This is a genomic window from Candidatus Tenderia electrophaga (assembly GCA_001447805.1).
GTDB lineage: Bacteria > Pseudomonadota > Gammaproteobacteria > Tenderiales > Tenderiaceae > Tenderia > Tenderia electrophaga.
This window is the reverse complement of record CP013099.1, coordinates 2,672,622-2,695,653: the sequence shown is the minus strand read 5'-3', so window position 1 is coordinate 2,695,653 and position 23,032 is coordinate 2,672,622. Positions and strand designations below refer to the sequence as shown.

The window sequence follows — 23,032 nt, the reverse complement described above, 5'->3', positions numbered from 1 at the left end:
CGAAGTCAAGCAGCTGATTATCAAGTCCACGGTCAGCGACGAAGGTCCCGCGCAACAAGACTCGGAACAGCGTGCCGTGGATATGGAACAACTGAAAGAAGCGCTGATGCAAGAATGCCGCGAGATGATCGCGGATAGTCTGAACGAGGTGCGGGAGCGCTAAATGGCGGGTATCAGTACAGGATTGAAGAAGAAGCTGAAAATATCGCCGTGCACGGTGGATGACAGCGGCAACGTCAATGTGGATGACGGTACCGCCTTCGAGGTCATGCTCAATCCCGCCAGCTACAGTCATGCCTATTCCATCGGCTACAACAAGAAAGAGGCGCTGGGACAGCTGGGTTCCGATGCCAAGTTCAGCGGCATCAAGCCGGAAAAGGTCAACTTCGATATAGTCATCGACGGCACCGGCGTGGTGCAGTTGGTGGGCGCCAAGGATGTGAAGACCCAGGTCCAGGAGCTTACCGATATCGTCTACAAATATGACGGCGACAACCACGAGCCCAATCATGTGCGCTTGTTGTGGGGTAGTCTGATCTTCTTCGGCCGACTGGAATCCATGTCGGTGGAGTACACACTGTTCAAACCCAGCGGCGAACCCCTGCGCGCCAAGATCAAGCTGGCCTTTTCCGGCTTCATGAGCAAGGAGGAGGAGGCCCTGCGCGCCAAGCGTTCTTCACCCGATTTGAGTCATGTGATCGAGGTCAAGGCGGGGGATACCCTGCCATTGCTGTGTTACCGCGTCTACAAAGACAGTTCATATTACCTCGAAGTGGCCCGGGTCAATGACATCACCAACTTCCGTGCGCTCACGCCCGGCAGCAAACTGCATTTTCCACCCTTGAGGTAATTATGGCGGAGTCTCCATTATCCAATAGCGACGGTGTCATCAAGCTGACCATTTCAAGTAATGGCAGCGAGATCGACGAGGCTATCCAGCTCGTGTCGGTATCGGTGACCAAGACCATCAATAAGATCCCGTATGCCAAAATCGTGCTGTTGGACGGGGATATGCCGCAGCAGGATTTCCCCGTCAGCAACGGCGATGAGTTCAAACCGGGCAGCGAAGTCGAGATTAAGGCCGGTTACGGCGATTCCGAGGAAAGCATTTTCAAGGGGGTTGTCGTCAAACACGGCATCAAGATCAGCGGCGACAATTATTCCCGTCTGGTGATTGAATGCCGCGACCCGGCGGTGGCCATGTGCGTCGGCCGTAAAAACGCCAACTATATCGACGCCAAAGACAGCGACGTCATTGCCACGCTGATCGCCAACTATTCCGGTTTGAGTTCGGACGTGGAGGCAACCACCACGCAATACAAGGAACTGGTGCAGTACTACTGTTCCGACTGGGATTTCATGCTTTCCCGCGCCGAGGCCAACGGCCTGTTGGTCTGCTGCGAGGACGGCAAGCTCACGGTGAAAGCGCCGCAAACCGATGCTGCCGCGCAGCTCAAGGTCAGTTACGGCCAGGACCTGATGGAGTTTCACGCCGATCTCGACGCGCGCAGCCAGTTGAGTCAGGTCAGCGGCTTCAGTTGGGACCCCAAGGACCAGGCCATCGTCCAGGAACAGGTCAAACCGCAAAGCCTGAATGCGCAGGGCGACCTGACGGCGGCCGATCTGGCCAAGGTGCTCAACCTGAGCGACTTTCGTCTGCAAACGGCGGCGCCGTTGGAAAAAAGCGCGCTCAAGGACTGGGCCACCGGCCAGCAGATCAAGGCCGGGCTGGCGCGTATTCGGGGGCGGATGAAGTTCCAAGGCAGTGCCAAGGCCAAGCTCGGTGAGCTGATCGAGTTGGAAGGTGTGGGCAACCGCTTCAACGGCAATGTCTTCGTGAGTTCGGTGAACCATGACATCGCCAACGGTAACTGGGTCACCGCGGTGGAGTTTGGCATGGCACCGGACTGGTTTGCCGAGCAGCGCGACCTGGTGGCGCCGCCGGCCGCTGGTTTGTTGCCGGGCGTCGAGGGATTGCAGATCGGCGTGGTGAAAAAGCTGGATGCGGATCCCGACGGGCAACACAAGGTGCAGGTTTCATTGCCTCTGTTGCAGGCCGAGTCCGAAGGCGTCTGGGCGCGGCTGGCCAATTTTTATGCCTCGAATAGTTTTGGCGCCTTTTTCATTCCGGAGATCGGTGACGAAGTGGTGTTGGGCTATCTCAACAACGATCCTTCCAATCCGGTCATTCTGGGCAGCCTCTACAGCAGCAAACTGCCTCCGCCCTATGATCTGAGCGCGGATAATTTCACCAAGGCACTGGTGACCAAGAGCGAACTTAAAGTCGAGTTCGACGACGACAAGAAGGTGGTCACTATCCTGACCCCCGCCGGCAACACAATCGTGATCAGCGACGATGAAAAATCGATCCTGCTGCAGGATCAGAACAGCAACAAGGTCGAGCTGAGCGAGAGCGGCATCGTGCTCGACAGCCCCAAGGACATCAGCATTACCGCCAAGGGCAAGATCAGCCTGGACGCCACCGGCGAGATCGGCGTCAGCTCCAAGGCGGATGTATCGGTCAAGGGCATGAATGTGAACAACACCGCAGATGTGGGATTTACCGCCAAGGGCAGTGCCAGCGCCGAAATTTCCGCCTCGGGCCAGACGACGGTCAAGGGCGCGATGGTGATGATCAACTAAAAAAAACGAGGAACGCAAACATGCCACCCGCCGCCAGACTCACCGATATGCACAGCTGCCCCATGCAGACACCGGGCGTGCCGCCTATTCCCCATGTCGGCGGACCGGTGGTCGGTCCGGGCGTGCCCACCGTGTTGATTGAAAAAATGCCGGCGGCGGTAGTGGGTGACGCCGCCGTCTGCGTCGGTCCGCCGGACACTATCGCCAAGGGTTCGGCCACGGTAATGATCGGCGGGAAACCGGCGGCGCGCATGGGTGATACCACCGCCCACGGCGGTAGCATCGTGCTGGGTGCCGCCACGGTCATGATTGGAGGTTAAGCCCCATGTCGGCGTTTGAACGCGACAAAAAGTTTCTCGGCGTCGGTTGGGGGTTTCCGCCCGAATTCCACAAGCACGCCGACAGCATTCAGGTACAGATGGTCTCGGAAGAGGAGGATATCCGTGAAAGCCTGCGCATTCTGCTCTCCACCCGTCCCGGCGAGCGTGTCATGCAACCGGCCTACGGGTGCCGCATCCACGCCATGGTGTTCGAAAGCGTCAATGAGAGCACGATTACCGAGATCCGCGATGTGGTGGAACGGGCGGTACTGTTTTTCGAACCCAGAATTCGGCTGGACAGTATCGACGTCAATACGGACGCGGTGTACGACGGCAAGATCATTCTTGAACTCAACTATACGGTGCGGACCACCAACACCCGCAGCAACGTGGTCTATCCGTTTTATTTTATCGAGGGCAGTCATGTGCGCATGTGAAGACAGGCTCAAGGGGTGTGATCATGCTTGAGTGGTCCGACATGGCGATCAGTGACGGGACCGACCGGCGTGACCGGCTCGCTCCCGCCTTGCAGCCGGGCTATTTCAAGGTCGATGAGCTGGTCTTCGAACAGCTCTTGGCCATGGGCGCGGAGTTCGCCGCTCAGGTTAACTACTACAATCTCGATAACCGCATCGCCGGCAACTGGGGCGAACTGTTCAGCGCCGACGAGGCCGTGATCATGGCCATGATATTGGCTACCGATTTGAAACGCATGGAGACTGAATACCTGCGGTTGGCATACGGCGATATAAGCCCGCTGGCCGCCTATGTGCTGCGCTGGGCGGACAGCGTCAATTTCTGGCTCGGCAAGCTCGACGCCGGCGGTCGCCGGTCGGGAACGGCCTTGCAGCAGAAGCTGGTCGCGATCGTCGAGGAAAAACTGGCGCCGGCCTTGCACGCCGTGGGGGAGATACTCGGGCGTTTGGATGGGCAGAAGGCACCGACCACAGCGGTCGATTTTTCCGGTTTCGGCGCCGCCTGGGGGATTAAACGGGCTGGCAAGGCTTTTCAGTTTCCGCGTGCCAAGCTTGATGCGGGTGCCGGTGATCAGGATGTTAGGGCACAATTGCGCAGCGCCTTTTACGCTTTTTTCAACGCTGTTTCTTATTTGAAAACGGTGACCCCCGCCTATTTGCAGGAAAGTCTGGGCAGTCAACAGCATGACCCGGCCAGCGGCCTGTTCATGGTTTTTCTCGCTTTGTACGAAAAAGCACAGCAGGCGGTTAACCGATTTACCAAGCGCCACCTGGATTTTTATTATCGCCAGGTACTCCTGGCCAAGCCGCGTGCGGCGTCCCCCGACAGTGTGCACTTGGTTCTGGACGCACCCGCGGGTATGCCCGCCGCCATGATCGAAGCGGGCCGGGAATTCAGCGCCGGCAAGGACGCCCAGTTAAACGATGTGATCTACTGTGCAGACACCGACCTGCGGTTGAGTGACGCCCGTGTGACCTCCTTGTATACCCTTTATCTGCAGCATGACGACTTGGTGGCGCCCGAGAGCGAACTCGGTTACGCCACGCGCATCAAGGCCGGCCGGCCGCCGTTAGCCGGGACGCATGCGTCTGGCGCGACGCCCTGGCCGCTGTTCGGCGAAGAGAAAGCCGGCCTCGCGACACGCCAGGCCGATGATGCGGAAATCGGTTTTTCCGTCGCTTCGCCGTTGTTGCGCCTGGAAGAGGGCGTGCGCCGTATCGAGTTGGATATCGCCCTGCAGGACACCATTCGTGTCGATGCCGATACCCTCGTCGCTATGTTGGCACGCAGCCACAACGCGGCAGGTTTCAGAAAATTATTCGGGCGCCTGTTCAGCCGCTACCTGCTCGCGCAGGAGGGCTGGTTGAGTCGCGCCAACAAGGTCAAGATCATCAATATCGCCACCGCCTTGCTGCAGCGCGGTTCGGCCGATGAGGTCGAGAGCCTGTTATCCCAGGATCGTCAGGGCCTTTTCTATAAACTGCTGAAACGCATCTTTCGCATTCGCCTAAGCACCGCCGACGGCTGGCACTCGGTGCAGGACTACAGCATCACCCCGCTTGCGGCGGCGAAGGGCGGCGACGGCCTGGGATTCAGCGTGTGTCTCACCCTGGGGCAGGACGTGGATCCCATCGCCCCATACGATTCGGAACGGCATGGCACGGGTCTGCAAACCGAGCACCCGGTATTTGAATGCTGCATCAATCCGCAAACCCATTTTTACCCTTATTCGCTGTTTTCCGATCTGACTGTCAAAGCCCTGGATATCGATGTGGCAGTGACTGGCATCAACAACCTGCTGCTATATAACAATCATGGTCAGTTAGATCCTTCCAAACCCTTCGCCCCGTTTGGGCCGCTGCCGGGCGGAAACGCCTATTTCATTTTCGGCAATTACGAACTGGCGCAGAAAAAACTGCTCGAGCTGCGTCTGAATCTGGAGTGGGGTGAGCTGCCCAAGGCGGCGGGTGGATTTGCCGAACACTATCGGGGTTACCCAAGCGACTATGATAACGACGTTTTCAAGGGCGGCTTTGCCGTCTTGGCGGACGGCCACTGGCAACCGGGGGAGGTGGACGCCGATAAGGCGATGCCGCTATTCGCTAGCGACGCAGAGAGTGGGCGGCTTAAGGCCGACAAGCAGCTGCAGGTCAATGTATTGCATTATGCCAAGCCACTTTCCGCGGCCATCGGCGAAGATGACTACAATTATGATCTGGGCAGCAGAAACGGTTTTTTCAAATTCTGTCTCACCGGCCCCGAGGGCGCCTTCGGTCACAGAGAGTACCCGGCGCAATTGACTTGGGTGTTGGCGCAGAATGCGCGCCGTAAAAAGCCGCTGCCCACCCCCAATCCGCCCTATACCCCCGTCCTCAACAGGATCTCGCTGGATTACCGTGCCCGCGGCACGATCAATCCGGCCCTGGACCCGCGCGGCGTCCAGGACGGCAAGCGGGAGATGATCTTTCATCATCACCCCTTCGGGGTCGAAACGGTTTATCCCGCCGCCACGGACAAGCCGCCCGCGTTGCTGCCGCAGTATGCGCATCAGGGCAATCTATTTATCGGGCTGAGCGCAAGGCAACTGCGGGGGACGCTGACCCTGTTGTTTCACCTGTCGGAGGATCACGCCCAGGAGTTGGCCGCCGAGACGCCGCCACTAAGCTGGTTTTACTTGACGGGCGACAACTGGAAGCGACTGGCGGCGACCGAGGTGCTGGCGGATACCACCAACGGCTTTTTATCCTCCGGCACAGTCACCCTGCGTATCCCCGACGATATCCGCCGCGCTGTCCACGTCATGCCGCGCGACCATTACTGGCTGCGCTTGTCCGCTAAGCAGGAGTTGCATGGTTTTTGTAGTTGCCATGCGGTGTATACCAATGCGGTGAAATTGACGCGGAAACAGGCGGCGGAAGCGAGCCAGGCGCTGCAGACAAAATGGCAGCCCATGCGCGCCATCCCCGGCATCGCTGCGATCCGGCAGGTGGGCGGTGCCTTCGGCGGTCGCGCGGGGGAAGATGAGTCGGCCTTCAAAACTCGGCTCAGCGAACGCCTACGCCATAAAAACCGGGCCTCCGTGCCCTGGGATTACGAGCGCCTGGTGCTGGAGCAGTTTCCGGCTGTGGCCAAGGTCAAGTGCTTCGCCAACATGCGTAGCCGTCAGCAGGCACCGGCACCCGGCTACGTGTTGATCGTGGTGGTGCCGCAAGTGGCGGAAACGCTGCAGAGCAACGCCCAGGCCATGATCAGTTCGGTGGAACTTACCCGTATCCGCAATTTTCTGCGACGTCATAGTTCACCCTTTATCAAGCTTGAGGTGCGCAACCCGGCGTACGAGCAGGTGCAGATTCGTTGCACAGTGAAATTCGCCACCGACCTGGTTGATGCCGCCGGGGTAAATCGATTGGACCGCGATATTTCCGACTATCTAAGCCCGTGGCGGCGTGTCGGCAAACAGGCTCGCTTCGGCTGGAGTATGCGCCAAAAGGATGTGGAGTCCTATATCCGCGAATTGGACTACGTGGACTTCGTCACCAACTTTTCCATGCTGCATATCACCACCGACGGCACCGGTCATTACCGTCTCGGCGATACGGCCAAGGCACAGCAGCTTCGGGAGATGGAGATTCGGCCGCGTTTTCCCTGGGGGCTGATGTTGCCGGCCCGGCACCACTTTATCGAAACCATGCCCGTTGCCCACAGCATCGAGGCCGAGGTGACGGGCATAGACGAACTCGAAATCGGCAATACCTTCATAATCAGTGGAAGTAGTTAATATGGCGAAAAAGAATAGAAGCACATTAAAACGATATTTTCGCGAAGGCGCCTTGCCCAGCGCCGATCAATTCGGTGATCTGATCGATTCCGCGCTCAATACCATCGATGAAGGCTTCGATCGTTCCGCGGAAAACGGCTTTGAAATCTCCCTGGTGGGCGATCATGATCGTCTGATCAGCTTTTTCCGCAATAGCGCGGAACAACAGGCGGCCTGGTCAGTGAGTTATGACAAGCGTCGCGATACCCTCAGGTTCATACAGCCCGGACAAGGGGAGGAGGCCGGCGCCACGCTGGTCCTGGGACCCGGGGGGCGTGTCGGCGTCAATCGGGATAACCCGCAATGGGCGCTGGATGTCAACGGCATTGTCGCGGCGCGCGGGCGCATCGGTGTCAATCCCGGCGATCAGACCAGCGTGCCGGCCGACGGCCGCTGGCACAATATCGCCGGGCCACTGCGCGGTTGTCAGGGTTTCGAGGTGATGGCCGGCGCCGGCAACAAGGGCACGGGTAAGTATGCGCTCATGAACGCGGTGGCCTTGAATACCTTCAACCCGCGCGGCTGGCTGTTTAATTTTCTCAACCTCAAAAAACGCATCAAGTATCATCAGGCCTATTATTTGTCGCGCGGCAATCGCATCAAACTGCGCTGGCTGGGCGAAGGCGAGGAATACTATCTCCAATTGCGCACCGTGTGTGATTACGGTGCCGGTGTAAGGGTGCGCTATTACCTGACTCAGCTATGGTTCGACGATGACATGAGCGAGTCCTGGGCCGACTTGCAAGGATCGCCGGATGAGGCTCAGGGTGATTGATAATGTCTGAAGCGCCATTCATCAAACGGCGCGCGCGCCGGCAGCTGGAAAGCGGCTTCGACAGCCTGCGCCGTGAAGGCATCGCGCTGGCCCAGCAATTGTCGGGTAAACAGTGGACCGACTATAACCTGCACGATCCGGGTGTCACCATCCTGGAACAGCTGTGCTTCGCCATCACCGATCTCATCTATCGGGCGGGTTTTCCGGTGGAAGACTATCTGGCCGGCGCCGGCGGTGAGATCGATTTCGAGCGTCAGTCCCTGCATCGTCCTGAGCGTATATTCCCCTGCCGCCCGACCACGGTGCTGGATTATCGCAAGGCCCTGCTCAACGCAGTGAGCGAGTTGGATAACGTCTGGCTGGTAGCCTTGTCGGGACGACAGCGCCGGGACGGTGTCTGTCGCGGCCTGTACCGTATCGCCCTGAAGTTGGAGCAGGGCGTAGAAGAGACGGAAAGGGGCGCGGTAGTGGAGAAGGTGCGGCGCTTTTATGAGACCACGCGCAATTTGTGTGAGGATGTGGCCGATGTGAGTATCGTGCCGGGCCAGGATTATCACCTGCGCGCCGAGGTCGAGGTCGGCAGCGCGCGCCGCCCGGTGGATATTATGGCCGAGATCTATTTCCACTGCGCTCGACGTATTGCGGGTGGGGTCACTCTGTTTGGCTACGAACAGGCCGTTCGCGAGGGTGATGGCTTGGACGAAGTGTTTTGCGGCCCGTTCACCGATCACGGCCTGCTCAAGGACGCGGAGTTGGACGGCGACCGGGCCGAGTTTCCGGTGGCGACTTTGTATGCGGTGATTAATTCTATCGAAGGTGTCGATCATGTCCGCGAGGTCTATCTGGAGCGCGACGGAGAACGCTACTACGACGTGATCGAAAGCGCCGGCCAGGAGAGCGCCTGCAATCTATTCATTCCTCAGCGTGATGAGCAGGTCCAGATCGTCCTGACCACGAACGGCCGTGTCTTGCCGGTGTCCATGGCGGATGTGCGCGCCAAGTTCGATGAATTGACATTTCGATATCGTTCGACGCGCGCCAGTGTTCAGCCCTTGTCGCAGTTGTATCAACTGCCGCGTGGCAAGGCGCGATTTCTAAGCAGCTATGCCTCGATTCAGGAACAGTTTCCCGCCAGCTATGGCATCGGTTTCTACGGCCTACCCGAATCGGCGGCAGCGCCGCTTAAGGCGCGTGCCAAGCAATTGAAGGCGTATCTATTGTTGTTCGAACAGTTTATGGCCAATTATCTCGCCAATCTGGACAACATCGGCAGATTATTTTCCATCGATGACGCGCACCAGGCCTCTTATCAGATTCAACCCTTGACTCCGGAGCAGGTCGCCGGTTTGGAGGAGCTCTACCCGCTGCGCGCCGCGGAGGCGCTGAAACGCATCATGGCCAAGTTCGATGATCACCCGGAGCGCAAGAGTCGCTTACTTGATTATCTGCTGGCCCTGTATGGCGAGAGCTTTTCTCAACATTCCCTGCGTCATTTTAATTATTACTACGGGCATGATGAACTGGAACAGCTCGTTGTAGAGAATAAGATCGAATTGCTCTGTGCCGTTGTCGAGTTGGGGCGGGATCGTGCCGGCGGCAGCGATTACCGCGCCGAATCATGGACGCAGCGCGGACGTTCCGGTCTCCAACACAGAGTCAGTATCCTGCTGAACTTCCGCAACCACGCGCCGCGCGCCCTGAGCATGGCCATTCTTAAGCAAGGCCTGAAGTTGACACAGCATCATGTCTACGAACAGTTGAAGACGGGTAGTGCCGAGCTTGAGTTCATCGATACCACCAAGCTGGCGGATGCCGGTTTCGAAAGGGTCAGGGCACCGGCGTCCTTCACGTCCGATGATATAGACGTCATCCGGTCACGCATCGAAGATGCCATTCCCTTGAAGAACAATCTGCTCAGCGATGTCCTGCTGCACGGCGGAATTGATCTCGACCGCTATCGACTCGGCAGCCTTACCTCAGGCCAGGATTATCAGCTCACTTTCCTCTCCGATGACGAGCGCCACTGGTATCTCGGCACGTTTTCCGAGCGGGAGGAAGGTGCCCAAGCAGCGCGTGCCTTGCGTGATTTTTTGCTTCATCTGAACGCTGAAAGTGAAGGTCTGCATATTCTCGAACACCTGTTGCTGCGGCCCGTCGGTGCCGAGCGGCACGTCGGGATGAGTCTGGCCGAAGGCGAAGATTTTTACTCATTTCGGATCAGTGTCATCTTCCCCGCGTACACTGCCCGTTGCGCCAACAAGCACTTCCGCATGTTGGCCGAGGAAACCGTACGCATCAATACGCCACCCCATATCTACCCTGAATTCTATTGGCTCGAGTTTCACAAGCTCTACGAGTTCGAGATTCTTTATGAGAAATGGCAGTCTCTCAAAAGCGCCGCAACGCCCGACTCCAAGGCGATCAATCAGGCGTCCTCGGAGTTAATCCGCTTTTTACTCGAAAATCGTGCGCCCAAGGAGGGTGGGATTCGTCCCCCGTCATGAACTCGCGTCATCTCATTCATAGTGCCGAGTTCCATGTCGGGTTCGACTGTCAGGAGACCGCCTTCGCGCTGCAGGCGGAACTCAATGGCTTCGTCCATCAACAAATGATGAAGGTGGTCGAAGAGGTGTTCGATGCCGCCGCAGGCAGGGACGCGGTATTGCGCATCCCGGCAATCGAACTGGATCTCGGGGTCGTCCCCCATCACGATTACCGCGACGAGTTGCCGCGCCGGCTGCGGCGTAAATTGGAGGAGGCGCTGGCCGCTTTGCGCCAGTCAGTTGATGATGGGCCGTCGACCGGCGTGCAGGCCTTGGACCGGCGCACCGGCCGACGCGAATTGCTTGAATACTATCTCGTCTACGGCCATCTGCCATGGTATGCGGGTCCAGCAGACGGGGAGCGCTTGGCGCAGCACTTGAGCGACTACTTGCGCACCCAAGCGCAGGCCTTCAAATCGTTTTTACAGCAAGCCGCGCAGCGCGAGCTGGTAGTCGACCGCTTGGTCACTCAGTTTCCAACGCATACGGTGTATACACTCATCGAGCTGCTGGCACCGGCGCAGGCCGGCCATATCATACAGCTGGTGGACACACTGTTGAGCGCCGTTGGCCCGGATGTTTCTAGACACGACGCACAACGATTGCTTGTCGGCGAGCTGATCATGTTGCTTCTTGGCAAGGGCGGTCGTCAGCTCGATGTGCAGCAATTGTTAGTGCAGGCGCTGCTGCCTGTGTGGCGCCGTTGGCCCTTGCAGACGTCAACATGGCTCGAACGGCTGGCGCGCGGCCGAGCAGCACAGGGCGGGGCACAGCTTCAAGCCGTATTGTCACGCGTGCTCGCCGAATCTGCGCCACAGCCGAACAAGGTGGCAGCGGCCGACGACGTCGACCGACATGCGTCGTCGCGTCTGGCCGACGCCATTTGCGCCGGGGACTTCTCGCTTATCGAAGCGCTATGGCAAACAGTGTTAACCGATTCGGCCGGGCTGCTGGAACAGGTGCTGAACCAACACGGTCGGCGTGCCGTGGTGCGCAAACGGCTGGCCCATGGCTTTCCCGAGAGCGCATTGCAACAGATATTGGTGCTTATGCAGCCGACGGAATACGGTTTCGTGGCGACGGTATTGGAGCAACCCGTTTGGTTCAGGCAACCCCGGGGTGAGCCTGCGCCGCCGCGTCGGGCGGTGAAGCGCCAGCTATGGGAATTTACGCTGACCTATTTGTTGGTGGAGCGGGGCAGCCGCTTCAACAAAAAATCCTATCTCGCCAGCGTGTTACGGCAGGCGGCCGCGGCCAATAACCTGAGCCCGGACGAATTGGCCGCTGAATTCTCTGCACAGCTCAGGGGCTTAGCCAAGTCCAATGCGGGTGCCAGACAGATGCTGCATCTTTTGACCGAGCTGGATACAGCGGCGCATGCGGATGCTCGGGACCCGGGTTCCACAAATGAGGCGTGGTTGGCCGATTACACGCATTATGACCAACTGATCCGCGCCTTGAGCCGTGACGATAAGCAACATGGTGAAGCCTTGAACGAGGCCATCGACGCCCTGGAGCGTCGCGCCCCCCAGTTGTTGATGCGTCTGTTGCGTGAACTGCAGGCCGGCGCTGTCGGGTCTGAGCTGTCCAGTGACGCATGGTCGACGTCTGCGCTGCGCAGCTTGGTGCTTGCCTTCGTACGGTTGATGCATCAGGGCGACGGGGCCAACGAGTCGCCGCTCATCGAGGCGCTTGAGTCATACGCCGCACGCAGCCCAGCACGGCGGCCCTATTATTATCAGGTTCTGAGGCAAATTGTGCGTGGCGAGTTGATCGATTTTGAGGCGATTCCGGCGTACACGAGCGGTGTGTCTTCGCAGGTGGAGCATGCGGGGCTGCACGCCGCCCCGACGCCACACGCCGAGTCCGCGCCTGATCGTTTTGAAGACCAGGAGCAAGTCGTGTCGACTTACCTGCGCTCGCATAAGCAACCGACCCAGGTCGAGGTCGACGCCCTGGTTCAGTCCTGTGAGTACTTGCTTGAGCGTCAGCCACGCGCGGTCCGGCGTCTTCTAAATACGTTGATGAGCGATGCACGCATGACTGAGCGCCTGGTACGCGTATTGCCCGAGCGCCTTTTGATTCGTTGGCTCGGCGCGGCCGGGGTCAACGATCTGTCTCGCTTGATTCGGTATGCGGATATCGTCACCACAGCCTGTTACGGTTCTGGTATGGGCGTGGGCGTGGACAGCGCCCGGCTGGCAGTGCTCAAGTGGCAGGCGATTTTCGCCTATGTCGCCGAGTTTGGTCCGGTGTTTCAGCAACGCTATTTTGTCACCCATCTTGTTCATTATCTAATGCAGCGCGCGGCCGGAAACGCCCCCGGGGAGTTTGTCGCGGCGATCTCGCAGCAGCTGCTGGCCGACAGTCTGCCCTCGACGCGGGAGATGATTCGACGCACCATTCAGTGCTTGAACGACATCGATTCCGGCCCTGCCTTTACCAAAGGCGAAAACCCTCGCGTCATCAACGAGGTGGACGTGTCGTCGGCGCCGGAGCCCCCGGTGTTGGAAGATATTTATATTTATAACGCCGGCGTGGTGCTGGCCGCCCCTTATCTGCCGCGTGTGTTCGATATGCTCGGGTTGACCAAGGCGTCTGCCTTCAGAGATCGCCATGCGGCGGTGCGCGGTGTGCACATGCTCCAGTTTTTGGTCAACGGCAATCTCGCTGCGCCGGAATATCAATTGGTGTTGAACAAACTCCTCTGCGGTGTCAAGACAGGGATCCCCATTGAGCGAGAGATTACGCTGGCCGAACGAGAGACAGAACAACTGCTGGGACTGCTGCAAGGCATGATCCAGAACTGGACGGCGCTGGGCAATACCTCGGTTGCCGGTTTGCGTGAAGCCTTTCTGCAGCGCGAGGGCCGGCTCCAGCTCAAGGATGACGCCTGGCATTTGCTGGTCGAATCCAAACCGTATGACATGTTGCTGGACCAGTTGCCGTGGAGTTATTCGACGATCAAGTATGCTTGGATGGAGCGTGTGATTTATGTGGACTGGCGCTGAGTTTTATGAGTTTAGCTAACGCGAACGCGGTAAGCCTGGCGCGCGAGATCGATTGGTTCAGCCGTGTGCTGGAGACGCGCATTTGTCTCTATTTCGAACAGCCCTGCGATTACGCGGACGTGCAGGCGATCGAACCGCCGGATTTGACGGCGGATGATTCGGAATACGCCCGTGTGGTGCGCGAAAATGCGCTGGACTTCGATGCGCGCTTGATTCTTATCCTGGCACTGCTACCCCATTTGCAGCCCCAGGCCTTGGATACCTTGTTTATCCGCAACAAGAACTTGGATCGGGGCTATGCGGAGTTCGGCGGTTGGCAGGGTAAGAGCCATGGCGGGTTTCTGCCCACCGGTGAGACCGCCGCGTTTCTGCTGGCCGGCAGTGATTTGAGCCGACGCTTTGAAATATTGGAATTGTTTGACGCGGACCGGCCGTTCGCACGCCAGGGCATTCTGCGCCTGGAGCGCCGCGATGTCGATGAGCCCTTGCTCAGTGGCGCGCTGTTGATTGCCTCCGACTATCTGAGCCGCTTCACCTCCGGCGTGTGTCACAAACCTGATTACAGCATCAGCTTTCCCGCCAAACGGATTACCACCCGCCTCGGTTGGGAGGATCTGGTGCTGGCGCCGCCGGTCTTGGCCGAAATCGACAACATCAAGACCTGGATCAAGGGCTCGGCCATCATCATGCGGCAGTGGGGATTGGAGAAATCCATCAAGCCCGGTTATCGCAGCCTGTTTTACGGCCCGCCGGGGACGGGCAAGACCCTTACCGCGACGCTGATCGGCGCCGATGTGGGGGCGGACGTGTATCGTATCGATCTGTCCATGGTGGTTTCCAAGTATATCGGCGAGACGGAAAAGAACCTGGCCAATGTCTTTGATCAGGCGCAAAGCAAACACTGGATATTGTTCTTTGACGAGGCCGACGCCCTGTTTGGTAAACGCACCCAGACGTCAAGTTCGCATGACCGCTACGCCAACCAGGAAATTTCTTATTTGTTGCAGCGTATCGAGGATTTTCCCGGCATCGTGATTCTGGCCACCAATCTTAAGGCCAACATCGACGAGGCCTTTGCACGCCGATTTCAGTCGCTGGTGTATTTCCCCGTGCCCGATGCCGAGCAGCGCTACCGTCTATGGCTGAATACCCTCAACGGCAAGGCCCTGTTGGACGAGGGGGTGGATCTGCACGGCCTAGCGGAACGCTATGAACTCACCGGCGGGGCGATCACCAATGTGGTGCGCTACGGCGCCATCAGTGCCCTGCAGGGGCAGCGCAACACGATCACCAGTGAAGACCTGGTCAATGGCGTAGTGAAAGAGTTGCGCAAGGAAGGAAAGACCTTACAGGTATGAAAAACAGAAAAACAATGAGATTGTCTTTGTTTGCTGGGCTGTGCGCCCTGGGCATGTCGCTGCTGAACGCCGCGGTCTGGGCGCAGGATGCGCCTGACAGCTGCCAGCCGGCCGTGATCAAGGACGCATTTCAGCAATATGTGCAAACGGTCACCAAGCAACGGGTGATCCAGATTCAGCAAAGGCTCAACGGCTTGGGTTACGGACCCATCGACAGCGATGGCGTGTTGGGCGCCGATACGCGCCTGGCCTTGCAGCGTTTCTGCCGTGCGCATGCCGTGCAGGCCGGCGCCGCGGATATCGCTGCGACCTTGGTGGAGTTGCTCGATCAAGCGCCCTCAGCGACGACGCCTGCAGCCGCAACCCCGTCGACGGCGACGGAGTCCGAACGCGCCGATGCCGGCGTCTATTATCGCTGGTCGCCGCCGCAACAGGACAGCGATGACGGCCAATCCCAAGACAGCGAGCAAGGCGGCGAGCAACAGCCGGTCGCCGACGAAACCCTGCCTGATCCTATTCTGGAGGCCTTGTCCGGCATCGCCGGTATTGCCTACGCCAATGCCGCCCTGTTCAAATCCGCCCTGGCTCAGTTGTTTGCCGGCAGCGACTTGGAGTATCGGCCCTATCTGGATGATATCCTGGCGCAGGCGCGGGTCGAGCCCGGCGCCAAGCTCAACCCCATTCAAGTGAGCGGCGCTGACTGCGGATGTTCGGGCGAGCATTCCAGTCTGGTCTATGGCTTCTACCCCTATTGGCTCGCGGATGGCACGCCGCAAGAGGTGGACTTCAGCCTCTTCGACCGCATTGCCTTCTACGCCTTGGCGCTCAACGCAGAGGGCGACATCCAAAGCTCGCTGCAGTGGAGCGATGACTGGGATGCAGCCGGGTTTATCAATCTGGCCCATAAATACCGCGTCGCGGTGGATGTCACGATTCAGGCCCGCGGCTGGCAGGCGTGGGATGGCAAACGGCTGCGTCGTGCAGTGGGCGCCACGGTCGAAGCCGTGACGCAACAATTTACGCCCAGTCAAACGAGCCTGTTGAACGATCCCTTGACGCTGTTTGAGGGCGGTGCCGCGGTACGCGGCGACGGAGTGACACTGGTGTTCGACAATTACACCGAGTCTGCCGGCAAGCGGGCCAACCTCATCACCTTCGTCAATCAGGTGGCGCAAAGACTGGCCGAGCGTGAGCGGGACTATCACATCAATATCCTGCTCGATCTCGATGTCGCGGCCTTGGATCAGCAAGCTGCTTTTAGCGACCTGGAGAGCATTCTGCTGGACAGTAGCGACGGCGACGCGGCCCCAGTGGATTACGTCTTTGTCTTCCTGCAACAGCCGACCTCCGATGCCAAGAAGATTCTACGCCGCAATATCGAAGACGAATTCCGCGGCGCGCAGCGCAAGGCGGTATTGAGAAAGATCGTGCCGGTGATATCGCCTGACGGGCATGCCGATGATCCACGCGGCGCCTTCACCCAGTTCACCGACGACCTGATCTATTTTCAGGATAATTTCGCCGGTGTCGGCCTGTGGCCCCTGCCCCTGGCAAGCGACGCAGACATGGCCGCCATCAAGTCCAGGATTGTTGAACTGTATAGCGCCGCCGGCGACGATGATCACATTGGCGGCCTGGTGGATCAATATATGCCCGGTCTGTGTCAATTCGCCTGTCCTAACCGCTGGGCATTCCGGCTTGCCTTTGATCTGTTGGTTGCGGTGCTCGGTATCTATGCCCTGGTCGCCATCTGGGTGTGTCGCCTGCGTAGTTTTTATAAACAACATTTCCTCTATTTCGCCGCCGCCGGTTTGACGACGTTGCTGATTTTTATCATCTCCTTGATCTGCGATCCGTATTGGCAGGCACGGGCCGATGCGGTGATTGCCTCCCTGGGCGTGCTTATCGCGCTGGTCATGACGGTGCGCTATGTCAGCCGGGCAACGCGGCCGCCCTTACCCTGATCCGGTGCGCGTATGAAAGCCAGACAAGGACACGCGCGGTTTACCAATACATTACCTATAGGGCGGCGCTGACACGCACAGCGCCCAGAGACCAAGAGAAGAACGAGACAGAGGACGCGACCATGAAACCAGAACACGAAAGGGAAGGTTCAACGCAGCAGCCCAGGGCGGCGGCGCAAGGGCGCTCTCCGTCCGGCGCGGGCTATGCCGGCGGATCAGATCAGGACCGCTCCACGCGTGCGCAGCGCCAGCAGCGCTTGTCGGCCACCATCGACGGCAGCCCGCGCATGACGGCGCAGCGCCGCCGCTTGCAGCACAGCAGCGACGCGCCGCTGCAGCGTCAGCCGGCGAGTGGCAACGGCCTGCCCGACAAGCTCAAGGCGGGCATCGAGGCGATGTCGGGGTTGGATATGTCCGATGTGCGGGTGCATCGTAACTCGGACAAGCCGGCGCAACTCAATGCTCTGGCCTATGCCCAGGGCAGCGAGATTCATCTCGGCCCGGGTCAGGAGCACCACCTGCCCCACGAGGCCTGGCACACGGTACAACAGAAACAGGGCCGGGTGCGGCCGACCGTACAGGCCAAGGGCGCGGCGATCAATGATGAGCCCGCGTTGGAAAAGGAAGCGGACGTCATGGGGGCGCGGGCGAGTGCTTATGCCGTCAGCGCCGCGTGGCAAGAACCCGCCCAACTCAAGCCGGGTGTCGGGTGCGCAGCCGGTTTGCCTATCCAACGCGCCGTGGCCGTGGCTGGCGGCAGTTTCGATACCAAGCGTTTCGAGCCCTATTTCTGGAATCAGACCACGGCGGCGACTAAGCACTACGGCGCCAAGATTATTTTGGAGTTTACGCCCAAGAGTGAAATGGGCGCCGACGGCGATCGGGTCAGCCTGGTGCAGTCGGTGAAGGACGATATGAAGATCACCAAGCGTAAATCCACGCCCCGCGGTTTTGTCAATGAAGAGACCTCGGCCTCAGAGGGCAACAAGACCGCCGGCTTCGGCATGCGGACCACCGACGCGGGTTGGGCCATCGATCAACAGCTCTATGACGAGGGCGGCGAGCTGGTAAACCTGGATCCACGCTATGCCGAGCAGCGTCTGACCGAAGATGCGCCGATGAAGGCGCGTCCGGGCGGTGATCTCTCTCAGCTGGAGCCGACCGGCGCCCTCAAGCAGGGCCATGTCACCAGTGCCCAGAAGAGTGGTGGCAGCTGGAACACCGCCTTGTTGTCGGATGAACCCACGGTGCCGGTGAGGAGTGCCAGCATCAGTGGCAAGCAGGAGTTCGAAGTGACCGCCCTGCACGAAGGCAGCGGCGGTGACAGCTATGTAGGCTCGGTCAAGTGGGGCTGGGAGGTGGGTGGCGACGGCCGTCCCAAGATCATTGCCTTGACCAAGATTGCCGATGGCGCCAGCGGCGCCTTTAAGGCCGCGGCCGGCGTCTGGAATGAAATGAATGTGCCCAACAAACGCAGCGGGGCGACGGGTACACGTGCGGTGGTCAAGACCTTGCCGACCGGGGAGTAAGCCCGTCCCACGAGCGGGGGTCGAGAGTGGGACGCCCTAATAATAATAAGAAGCAAACATGGACGTAAACGCAACAGAATCCCAAACCGTTTCACATCGGCATCCGTGGTTGCACCGCCTGTTGTGGCTGACATGCCTGGTTTCATTGCTGGGTGTCGGCGTGTTGAGTTATCAGCATGTCAGTTACAAAAACAGTATCTATGCGTCGGCCAAGGCCGATTTGCGCCAGCTGACCGCCGATGCCGCCGCCAGGATCGATGCCGTATTGCGGCAGGCCATGAACTCCGCGGAGACCTTGGCAAACGGACTCACCGAAGGCGGCATCGATCGCGATCACATGCTGCACCGGCTCAGAGAAATGCTGGTCGCCAATCCTTACGCCTATGGCGGCTCGATCAGCTTCGTTCCTTACGGCTACACCCCGGACGTCAGGCTGTATTCGGCCTATTATTCCAAGTCCGGCCGCGATGGCGCGCTGGAGTTTCTGCAACTCGCCGATGTGTACGATTACACCGCGCCGGAATACGATTGGTATGTGCAGGCCATGGATAAGGGCAATCGCTGGAGCGAACCCTATTGGGACGAAGCCGGCAAGACCTACATGATCACCTATTCGGCGCTGTTCTATCGCGTTCATCCGGACAGCGGAGAAAAGACGGCCAACGGTGTGGTCACCATCGATATCTCCATGGCGCAGATCAGAGATATTATCGAGTCTTTGAATATCGGCCCCAGCGGCTTCGGTGCGCTGACCACGCGCGACGGCAATTATCTCTATCACCCCAATTATGAATATGTGCAGACACGTCAGAATATCCGTGATGTGGCGCGTCAGAAAAATGATGCCGACCGGCTTGTGATCGCCGACAGAGCGGCGCGCGGTGAAGGCGGGGTGATAGATCATGTCAGCACCACCACCGGTGAGGCCTCCTGGTTGATCTTTGCGACCGTGCCCACCTCGGGCTGGTCGCTGCAAAATACCTTTATCAAAAGCGATCTGGATATCAATGTCGACACGCTGCGGCAACAGATTCTGTGGATAATCATCAGCGCGATCCTGTTCTGCAGCACCCTGGCGGCCTTGCTGCTAAAGGCCAGTTTCGGTTCACCGTTCAGGGTATGGCTGCTGACGGCGATCGTTTCCGTATTGCTCATCGTGGGGATCAGTATCATCTGGGATCTGGCTTTGACCTATCATCCGTCGATTCATAGCTCCGGCGTCAAGGTCTCCGACAAGGCCACCCTGCAGGCCGTGATGAACAGTTATCGCCAGTCAAGCGAAAGCAAGCATCTGGATCCGCCCTTGTATGTTCCCACCGGGGTTTATATTGATGCGATTGAGTTCAATAATGCCAATGATGTGCTGGTGACCGGGCGGCTGTGGCAAACATACGGCGACGATTATCCACAGGAGCTGGCCAAAGGTCTCCAGATAGGCCGGGCCAAGAGTGTCAAAATGGAAGAGCTGGGGCGTTACCCGGTTGCCGGCGGCGAAGTGCTGCAATGGGCGTTTCAAGCCATATTGCGCGTGCCGGTGGATTATTCGCGCTATCCGCTTGAGGTCGAGCATCTGGACATGCAGTTGCTGCCTCTCGCCAAAACCCAGAACGTGGTGCTGGTACCGGATCTGGATGCCTATACCCTTACCACCGCGACCTTGTTGCCCGGACTGGACCAGGGCGCGTTTCTGCCCGGATGGAAACTCAATGAGGCCTATTTCGTATTACGCGCATTGCAAAAAAACACCGACTTCGGCATCGAGCAGGCGTTTGAGCGCGAGGTGATGCCCACCCTGTACTACGAAATAGGGGTGAAGCGCGTGTTCATCGATGCCTTCATTTCCAATCTTACGCCCTTGATCGTCGTCTCGATTGTGTTGTTTGCGGTGGCGCTGTTATCCAAGCATGTGGAGGTGGGACGCCTGATGAGTATCTGCGTCGCCGTCTTTTTCGTCGTCGTGTTTTCCCATCTCGATATTCGCAAAAGCATCTCCGCGGGCGAGATATTCTATCTCGAGTATTTCTTTTTCGTGATCTATTTCGTCATCATCCTGGTGCCCATGGACGCCTTCCGGCTGGCCTTGGGCATGCGTTCCCCGTTCTTCGAATACCAGAACGGCCTGCTGGCCAAGGCGATCTATTAGCCCAGTGTGCTGGGTGTGTTTTTTCTAATTACGGTAATGAAGTTTTACTGACCGGTATTACAGTGGCAGGAGAGGTTTAAATGGATTTTTTTGAAACCAAGGGGCGTGCAATCGCAGCATCGTGGTTGCTGCTGTTGATCGGGTTTTTTCTTATCGCCGGGTATTTCGGCGGCAGTAAACTTTATGCCGATAAGATTGAAACCCTGCAGCGCCACGAAGCGCGCCTAGACCCTCATAAAACCGAGCAGGGCCGAACCCGGGTCGATCTGGCCGAACTCGAGAAAATGGATTCCGACACCTATGACACGGTATACGTGGGCATCTATCTGGATCGCATTCTGGATATTTCCACCAAGGCCACCAGCTGGACGGCGGACTTATATATTTGGTTTAAATGGCGCAACGATTCACTCGACCCGGGGGAGACCTTCCAGATTATCAATGGTGAAGTTCAATCCAAAACCAAGCTCGAGCAAACCACCGAAGACGGTCTGCATTACGCCCTCTACCGTGTCACGGCGCGCATGACCAAGTTTTTCAATGTGGTGCGTTATCCCGTTGACAATCATTTGTTGACCATCCGCATCGAAGACGGTGACCATCTTTGGAATCGTCTGCGCTATACGCCGGGCGAAAACGGCGCGGAATACAGTTCGCGCGTCGAAGTGCCGGGCTATCGCTTGCAACAGGCCGAGATGGTCAGCAAGCCCCACGCCTAAAAGACCCGGCGCGGTGATCCGCGCCTACCCGCAGGTTACCAGGCGGTGTATTCGCAGATTACTTACGGTATCGCCATCGACCGGCCCGATTGGGGCTTGTATTTCAAGCTCTTCCAGGGCCTGTTCGCCTCCGTCGCCATCGCCTTGCTGGCCTTCGTCTTTTCACCCTTGTCCGGTGAGCGTATCAGCCTTGGTGTGGGGGCCTTCTTCGCCTCTGTGGCCAGCAGCTACGTCAACCTGAACGAACTGCCCGGCGTTAACATGGTGACCTTGATCGATATGGCCAACGGCCTGGCCATGGTCACCATCTTCCTGACCTTGTTCGGCTCGGTCATCTCGTCACGCATCGCCAAGGGAGAAGGCCAGCTGGAAACCGCTGAAATGTTCGACCGTGGCATGCTGATCGTGTTTGTGATCGGCTTCGTTTCGGTCAATGCAGTGATGGCCTTTGCAGCGGCAAAATGACCTGCTGCGGGGGCGTGAAATTCGGTGACTCCGGCACACAGCCATAAGCTGCGGGCCAAGGCGGATTCAATATTAGGATTGCGTGATTCTCTTGTGTATGGTATTAATTCACAGTAATTCTAAAAATAATTTAACTTTTCTTAAATCAGCAAATAATTCACCCCAAAAGGAATGGGGGCCAGCAGCAGGAAACCTGCTTGAATTTGTATGTGCATGATTTGGTAGGATTTTCTGATGGTGAAGTTCGATAAATACCCTCTTTATATGTTGTTGTTGGCGAGTGGTTTTGCATTATTCAGTTTTAATCTCACCACGCCACGCGCCGAGTTTGAACTCAATTTTACCCCCGACAGAGACAGTGGCAGCGGTGGCGGCGGAGGCTGGGGCGGTTCTGGTGACGGCGCCGGCGGCTGGTCCAACGTCGAGTGTAGCGGCGGTAACCAAAGCAGCGACGGAGACTCCGGCGGCGGAGGCTGGGGTGGCGGTGGCGGCAGCTCGTTCAGCCTGGGGCGCGGTTGCGGCAGCGGCTATTTTCTGCAGGAAGTGGGTAACGGTTATTTCCATGTCATCGTCGGCAAGGAGACCGAAGACTTCGTGATGGAGTGGTACATCAGAAGTTCCGGCTCCCACGACTCCGCCCTCAGCACCGGCTATCTCGACAACATCGATAACCCCCTCGGACCCGACGTGCGGGACACGGGCAACGGTGCCGGCAATCCACGCACCGTTCACATGCGCGCCATCATCAAGGACGCCGGCATCGAACAGGAATTTTACAAACCCTTCAACGAGTACAAACCCAAGATCACCCAGAACATCAACGATGACGGCATGGAATCGGTATTCTCTGTTGATATGACCAACATCAGTTACAGCGACATGACGACACCCGGTACCGTCGTCAACCGGGTGACCATAACGGATGCCGACATCCCATCCGCCTCGGCAACGTTCGATATGGCCGATTCTCCGAATTCTCACGTCACCGCCGGCCTGTATACTCATGGCGGGGGTGAATTCAAGAACTACAGCTATGCCGAAGACACCTTCGATGTCTACGAGGTCAGATGGATAGACTTCTGCGATCCCGAACAAAACCCAGACCATGACTGCAATATTGGTGGCAGCGGCGGTGGTGGCGGCTGGGGCAGCGGCGGTGGCGGCTGGAGCAGCGGCGGCGGTTGGTAAGCGCGCTCATCACCCCTTTATACCAAACAGGCTATTGAAGGCACCCTATCCTGTATGCCCTGCGGGTGTTCAGGGATAGG

14 protein-coding genes and 1 pseudogene are annotated in these 23,032 nt (G+C 58.3%); all 15 read left to right on the top strand.

The window, feature by feature from the left end; genetic code table 11:
* Positions 1-163 precede the first annotated feature (163 nt).
* Positions 164-850, top strand: a complete 687-nt coding sequence (locus Tel_12310) for a peptidoglycan-binding protein (GenBank protein ALP53854.1) — start codon at positions 164-166, stop codon at positions 848-850.
* Positions 851-852: 2 nt separating this feature from the next.
* Positions 853-2,643 carry a type VI secretion protein VgrG gene (locus Tel_12305; GenBank protein ALP53853.1) on the top strand — a complete coding sequence of 597 codons (1,791 nt, stop codon included), beginning with the start codon at positions 853-855 and terminating at the stop codon, positions 2,641-2,643.
* Between the two features lie 20 nt (positions 2,644-2,663).
* Positions 2,664-2,963: a type VI secretion protein gene (locus Tel_12300; protein ID ALP53852.1), complete on the top strand. Its 300-nt coding sequence runs from the start codon at positions 2,664-2,666 to the stop codon at positions 2,961-2,963.
* A gap of 5 nt (positions 2,964-2,968) precedes the next feature.
* Positions 2,969-3,400, top strand: coding sequence for a hypothetical protein (locus tag Tel_12295; GenBank protein ID ALP53851.1), 432 nt, complete (start codon positions 2,969-2,971; stop codon positions 3,398-3,400).
* Between the two features lie 23 nt (positions 3,401-3,423).
* Complete coding sequence (locus tag Tel_12290) at positions 3,424-7,218, top strand: hypothetical protein (GenBank protein ALP53850.1); 3,795 nt, start codon at positions 3,424-3,426, stop codon at positions 7,216-7,218.
* A 1-nt stretch (position 7,219) separates the two neighbouring features.
* Positions 7,220-8,032, top strand: coding sequence for a hypothetical protein (locus Tel_12285; GenBank protein ID ALP53849.1), 813 nt, complete (start codon positions 7,220-7,222; stop codon positions 8,030-8,032).
* A gap of 2 nt (positions 8,033-8,034) precedes the next feature.
* On the top strand, positions 8,035-10,536 hold the full coding sequence (locus Tel_12280) for a hypothetical protein (protein ID ALP53848.1): 2,502 nt from the start codon (positions 8,035-8,037) through the stop codon (positions 10,534-10,536).
* The gene (locus Tel_12275) at positions 10,533-13,586 is read left to right on the top strand and encodes a hypothetical protein (protein ALP53847.1); all 3,054 of its coding nucleotides are present in this window, start codon (positions 10,533-10,535) and stop codon (positions 13,584-13,586) included. The genes Tel_12280 and Tel_12275 overlap by 4 nt, the downstream gene beginning before the upstream one ends.
* Before the next feature lie 5 nt (positions 13,587-13,591).
* Entirely contained in the window at positions 13,592-14,944 is a 1,353-nt protein-coding gene (locus tag Tel_12270; protein ALP53846.1) for an AAA family ATPase, read from the top strand.
* 53 nt (positions 14,945-14,997) lie between these two features.
* Positions 14,998-16,908 carry a hypothetical protein gene (locus tag Tel_12265; protein ID ALP53845.1) on the top strand — a complete coding sequence of 637 codons (1,911 nt, stop codon included), beginning with the start codon at positions 14,998-15,000 and terminating at the stop codon, positions 16,906-16,908.
* Between the two features lie 287 nt (positions 16,909-17,195).
* Positions 17,196-17,564, top strand: a pseudogene (locus Tel_12260) (hypothetical protein).
* A gap of 982 nt (positions 17,565-18,546) precedes the next feature.
* The gene (locus Tel_12255; GenBank protein ID ALP53844.1) at positions 18,547-20,580 is read left to right on the top strand and encodes a hypothetical protein; all 2,034 of its coding nucleotides are present in this window, start codon (positions 18,547-18,549) and stop codon (positions 20,578-20,580) included.
* Between the two features lie 80 nt (positions 20,581-20,660).
* Positions 20,661-21,299 carry a hypothetical protein gene (locus tag Tel_12250; protein ID ALP53843.1) on the top strand — a complete coding sequence of 213 codons (639 nt, stop codon included), beginning with the start codon at positions 20,661-20,663 and terminating at the stop codon, positions 21,297-21,299.
* 45 nt (positions 21,300-21,344) lie between these two features.
* Complete coding sequence (locus tag Tel_12245) at positions 21,345-21,764, top strand: hypothetical protein (GenBank protein ALP53842.1); 420 nt, start codon at positions 21,345-21,347, stop codon at positions 21,762-21,764.
* Positions 21,765-21,998: 234 nt separating this feature from the next.
* Positions 21,999-22,952, top strand: a complete 954-nt coding sequence (locus tag Tel_12240; protein ID ALP53841.1) for a hypothetical protein — start codon at positions 21,999-22,001, stop codon at positions 22,950-22,952.
* Positions 22,953-23,032 lie beyond the last annotated feature (80 nt).

What these genes read in the sequence shown, in the direction of transcription:
- Tel_12270 (ALP53846.1), top strand. Translation starts at nt 13,592, where the DNA reads ATGAGTTTAGCTAACGCGAACGCGGTAAGCCTGGCGCGCGAGATCGAT.
- Tel_12250 (ALP53843.1), top strand. Translation starts at nt 20,661, where the DNA reads ATGGATTTTTTTGAAACCAAGGGGCGTGCAATCGCAGCATCGTGGTTG.
- Tel_12295 (ALP53851.1), top strand. Translation starts at nt 2,969, where the DNA reads ATGTCGGCGTTTGAACGCGACAAAAAGTTTCTCGGCGTCGGTTGGGGG.
- Tel_12280 (ALP53848.1), top strand. Translation starts at nt 8,035, where the DNA reads ATGTCTGAAGCGCCATTCATCAAACGGCGCGCGCGCCGGCAGCTGGAA.
- Tel_12275 (ALP53847.1), top strand. Translation starts at nt 10,533, where the DNA reads ATGAACTCGCGTCATCTCATTCATAGTGCCGAGTTCCATGTCGGGTTC.
- Tel_12285 (ALP53849.1), top strand. Translation starts at nt 7,220, where the DNA reads ATGGCGAAAAAGAATAGAAGCACATTAAAACGATATTTTCGCGAAGGC.
- Tel_12290 (ALP53850.1), top strand. Translation starts at nt 3,424, where the DNA reads ATGCTTGAGTGGTCCGACATGGCGATCAGTGACGGGACCGACCGGCGT.
- Tel_12265 (ALP53845.1), top strand. Translation starts at nt 14,998, where the DNA reads ATGTCGCTGCTGAACGCCGCGGTCTGGGCGCAGGATGCGCCTGACAGC.
- Tel_12240 (ALP53841.1), top strand. Translation starts at nt 21,999, where the DNA reads ATGGTGAAGTTCGATAAATACCCTCTTTATATGTTGTTGTTGGCGAGT.
- Tel_12305 (ALP53853.1), top strand. Translation starts at nt 853, where the DNA reads ATGGCGGAGTCTCCATTATCCAATAGCGACGGTGTCATCAAGCTGACC.
- Tel_12310 (ALP53854.1), top strand. Translation starts at nt 164, where the DNA reads ATGGCGGGTATCAGTACAGGATTGAAGAAGAAGCTGAAAATATCGCCG.
- Tel_12300 (ALP53852.1), top strand. Translation starts at nt 2,664, where the DNA reads ATGCCACCCGCCGCCAGACTCACCGATATGCACAGCTGCCCCATGCAG.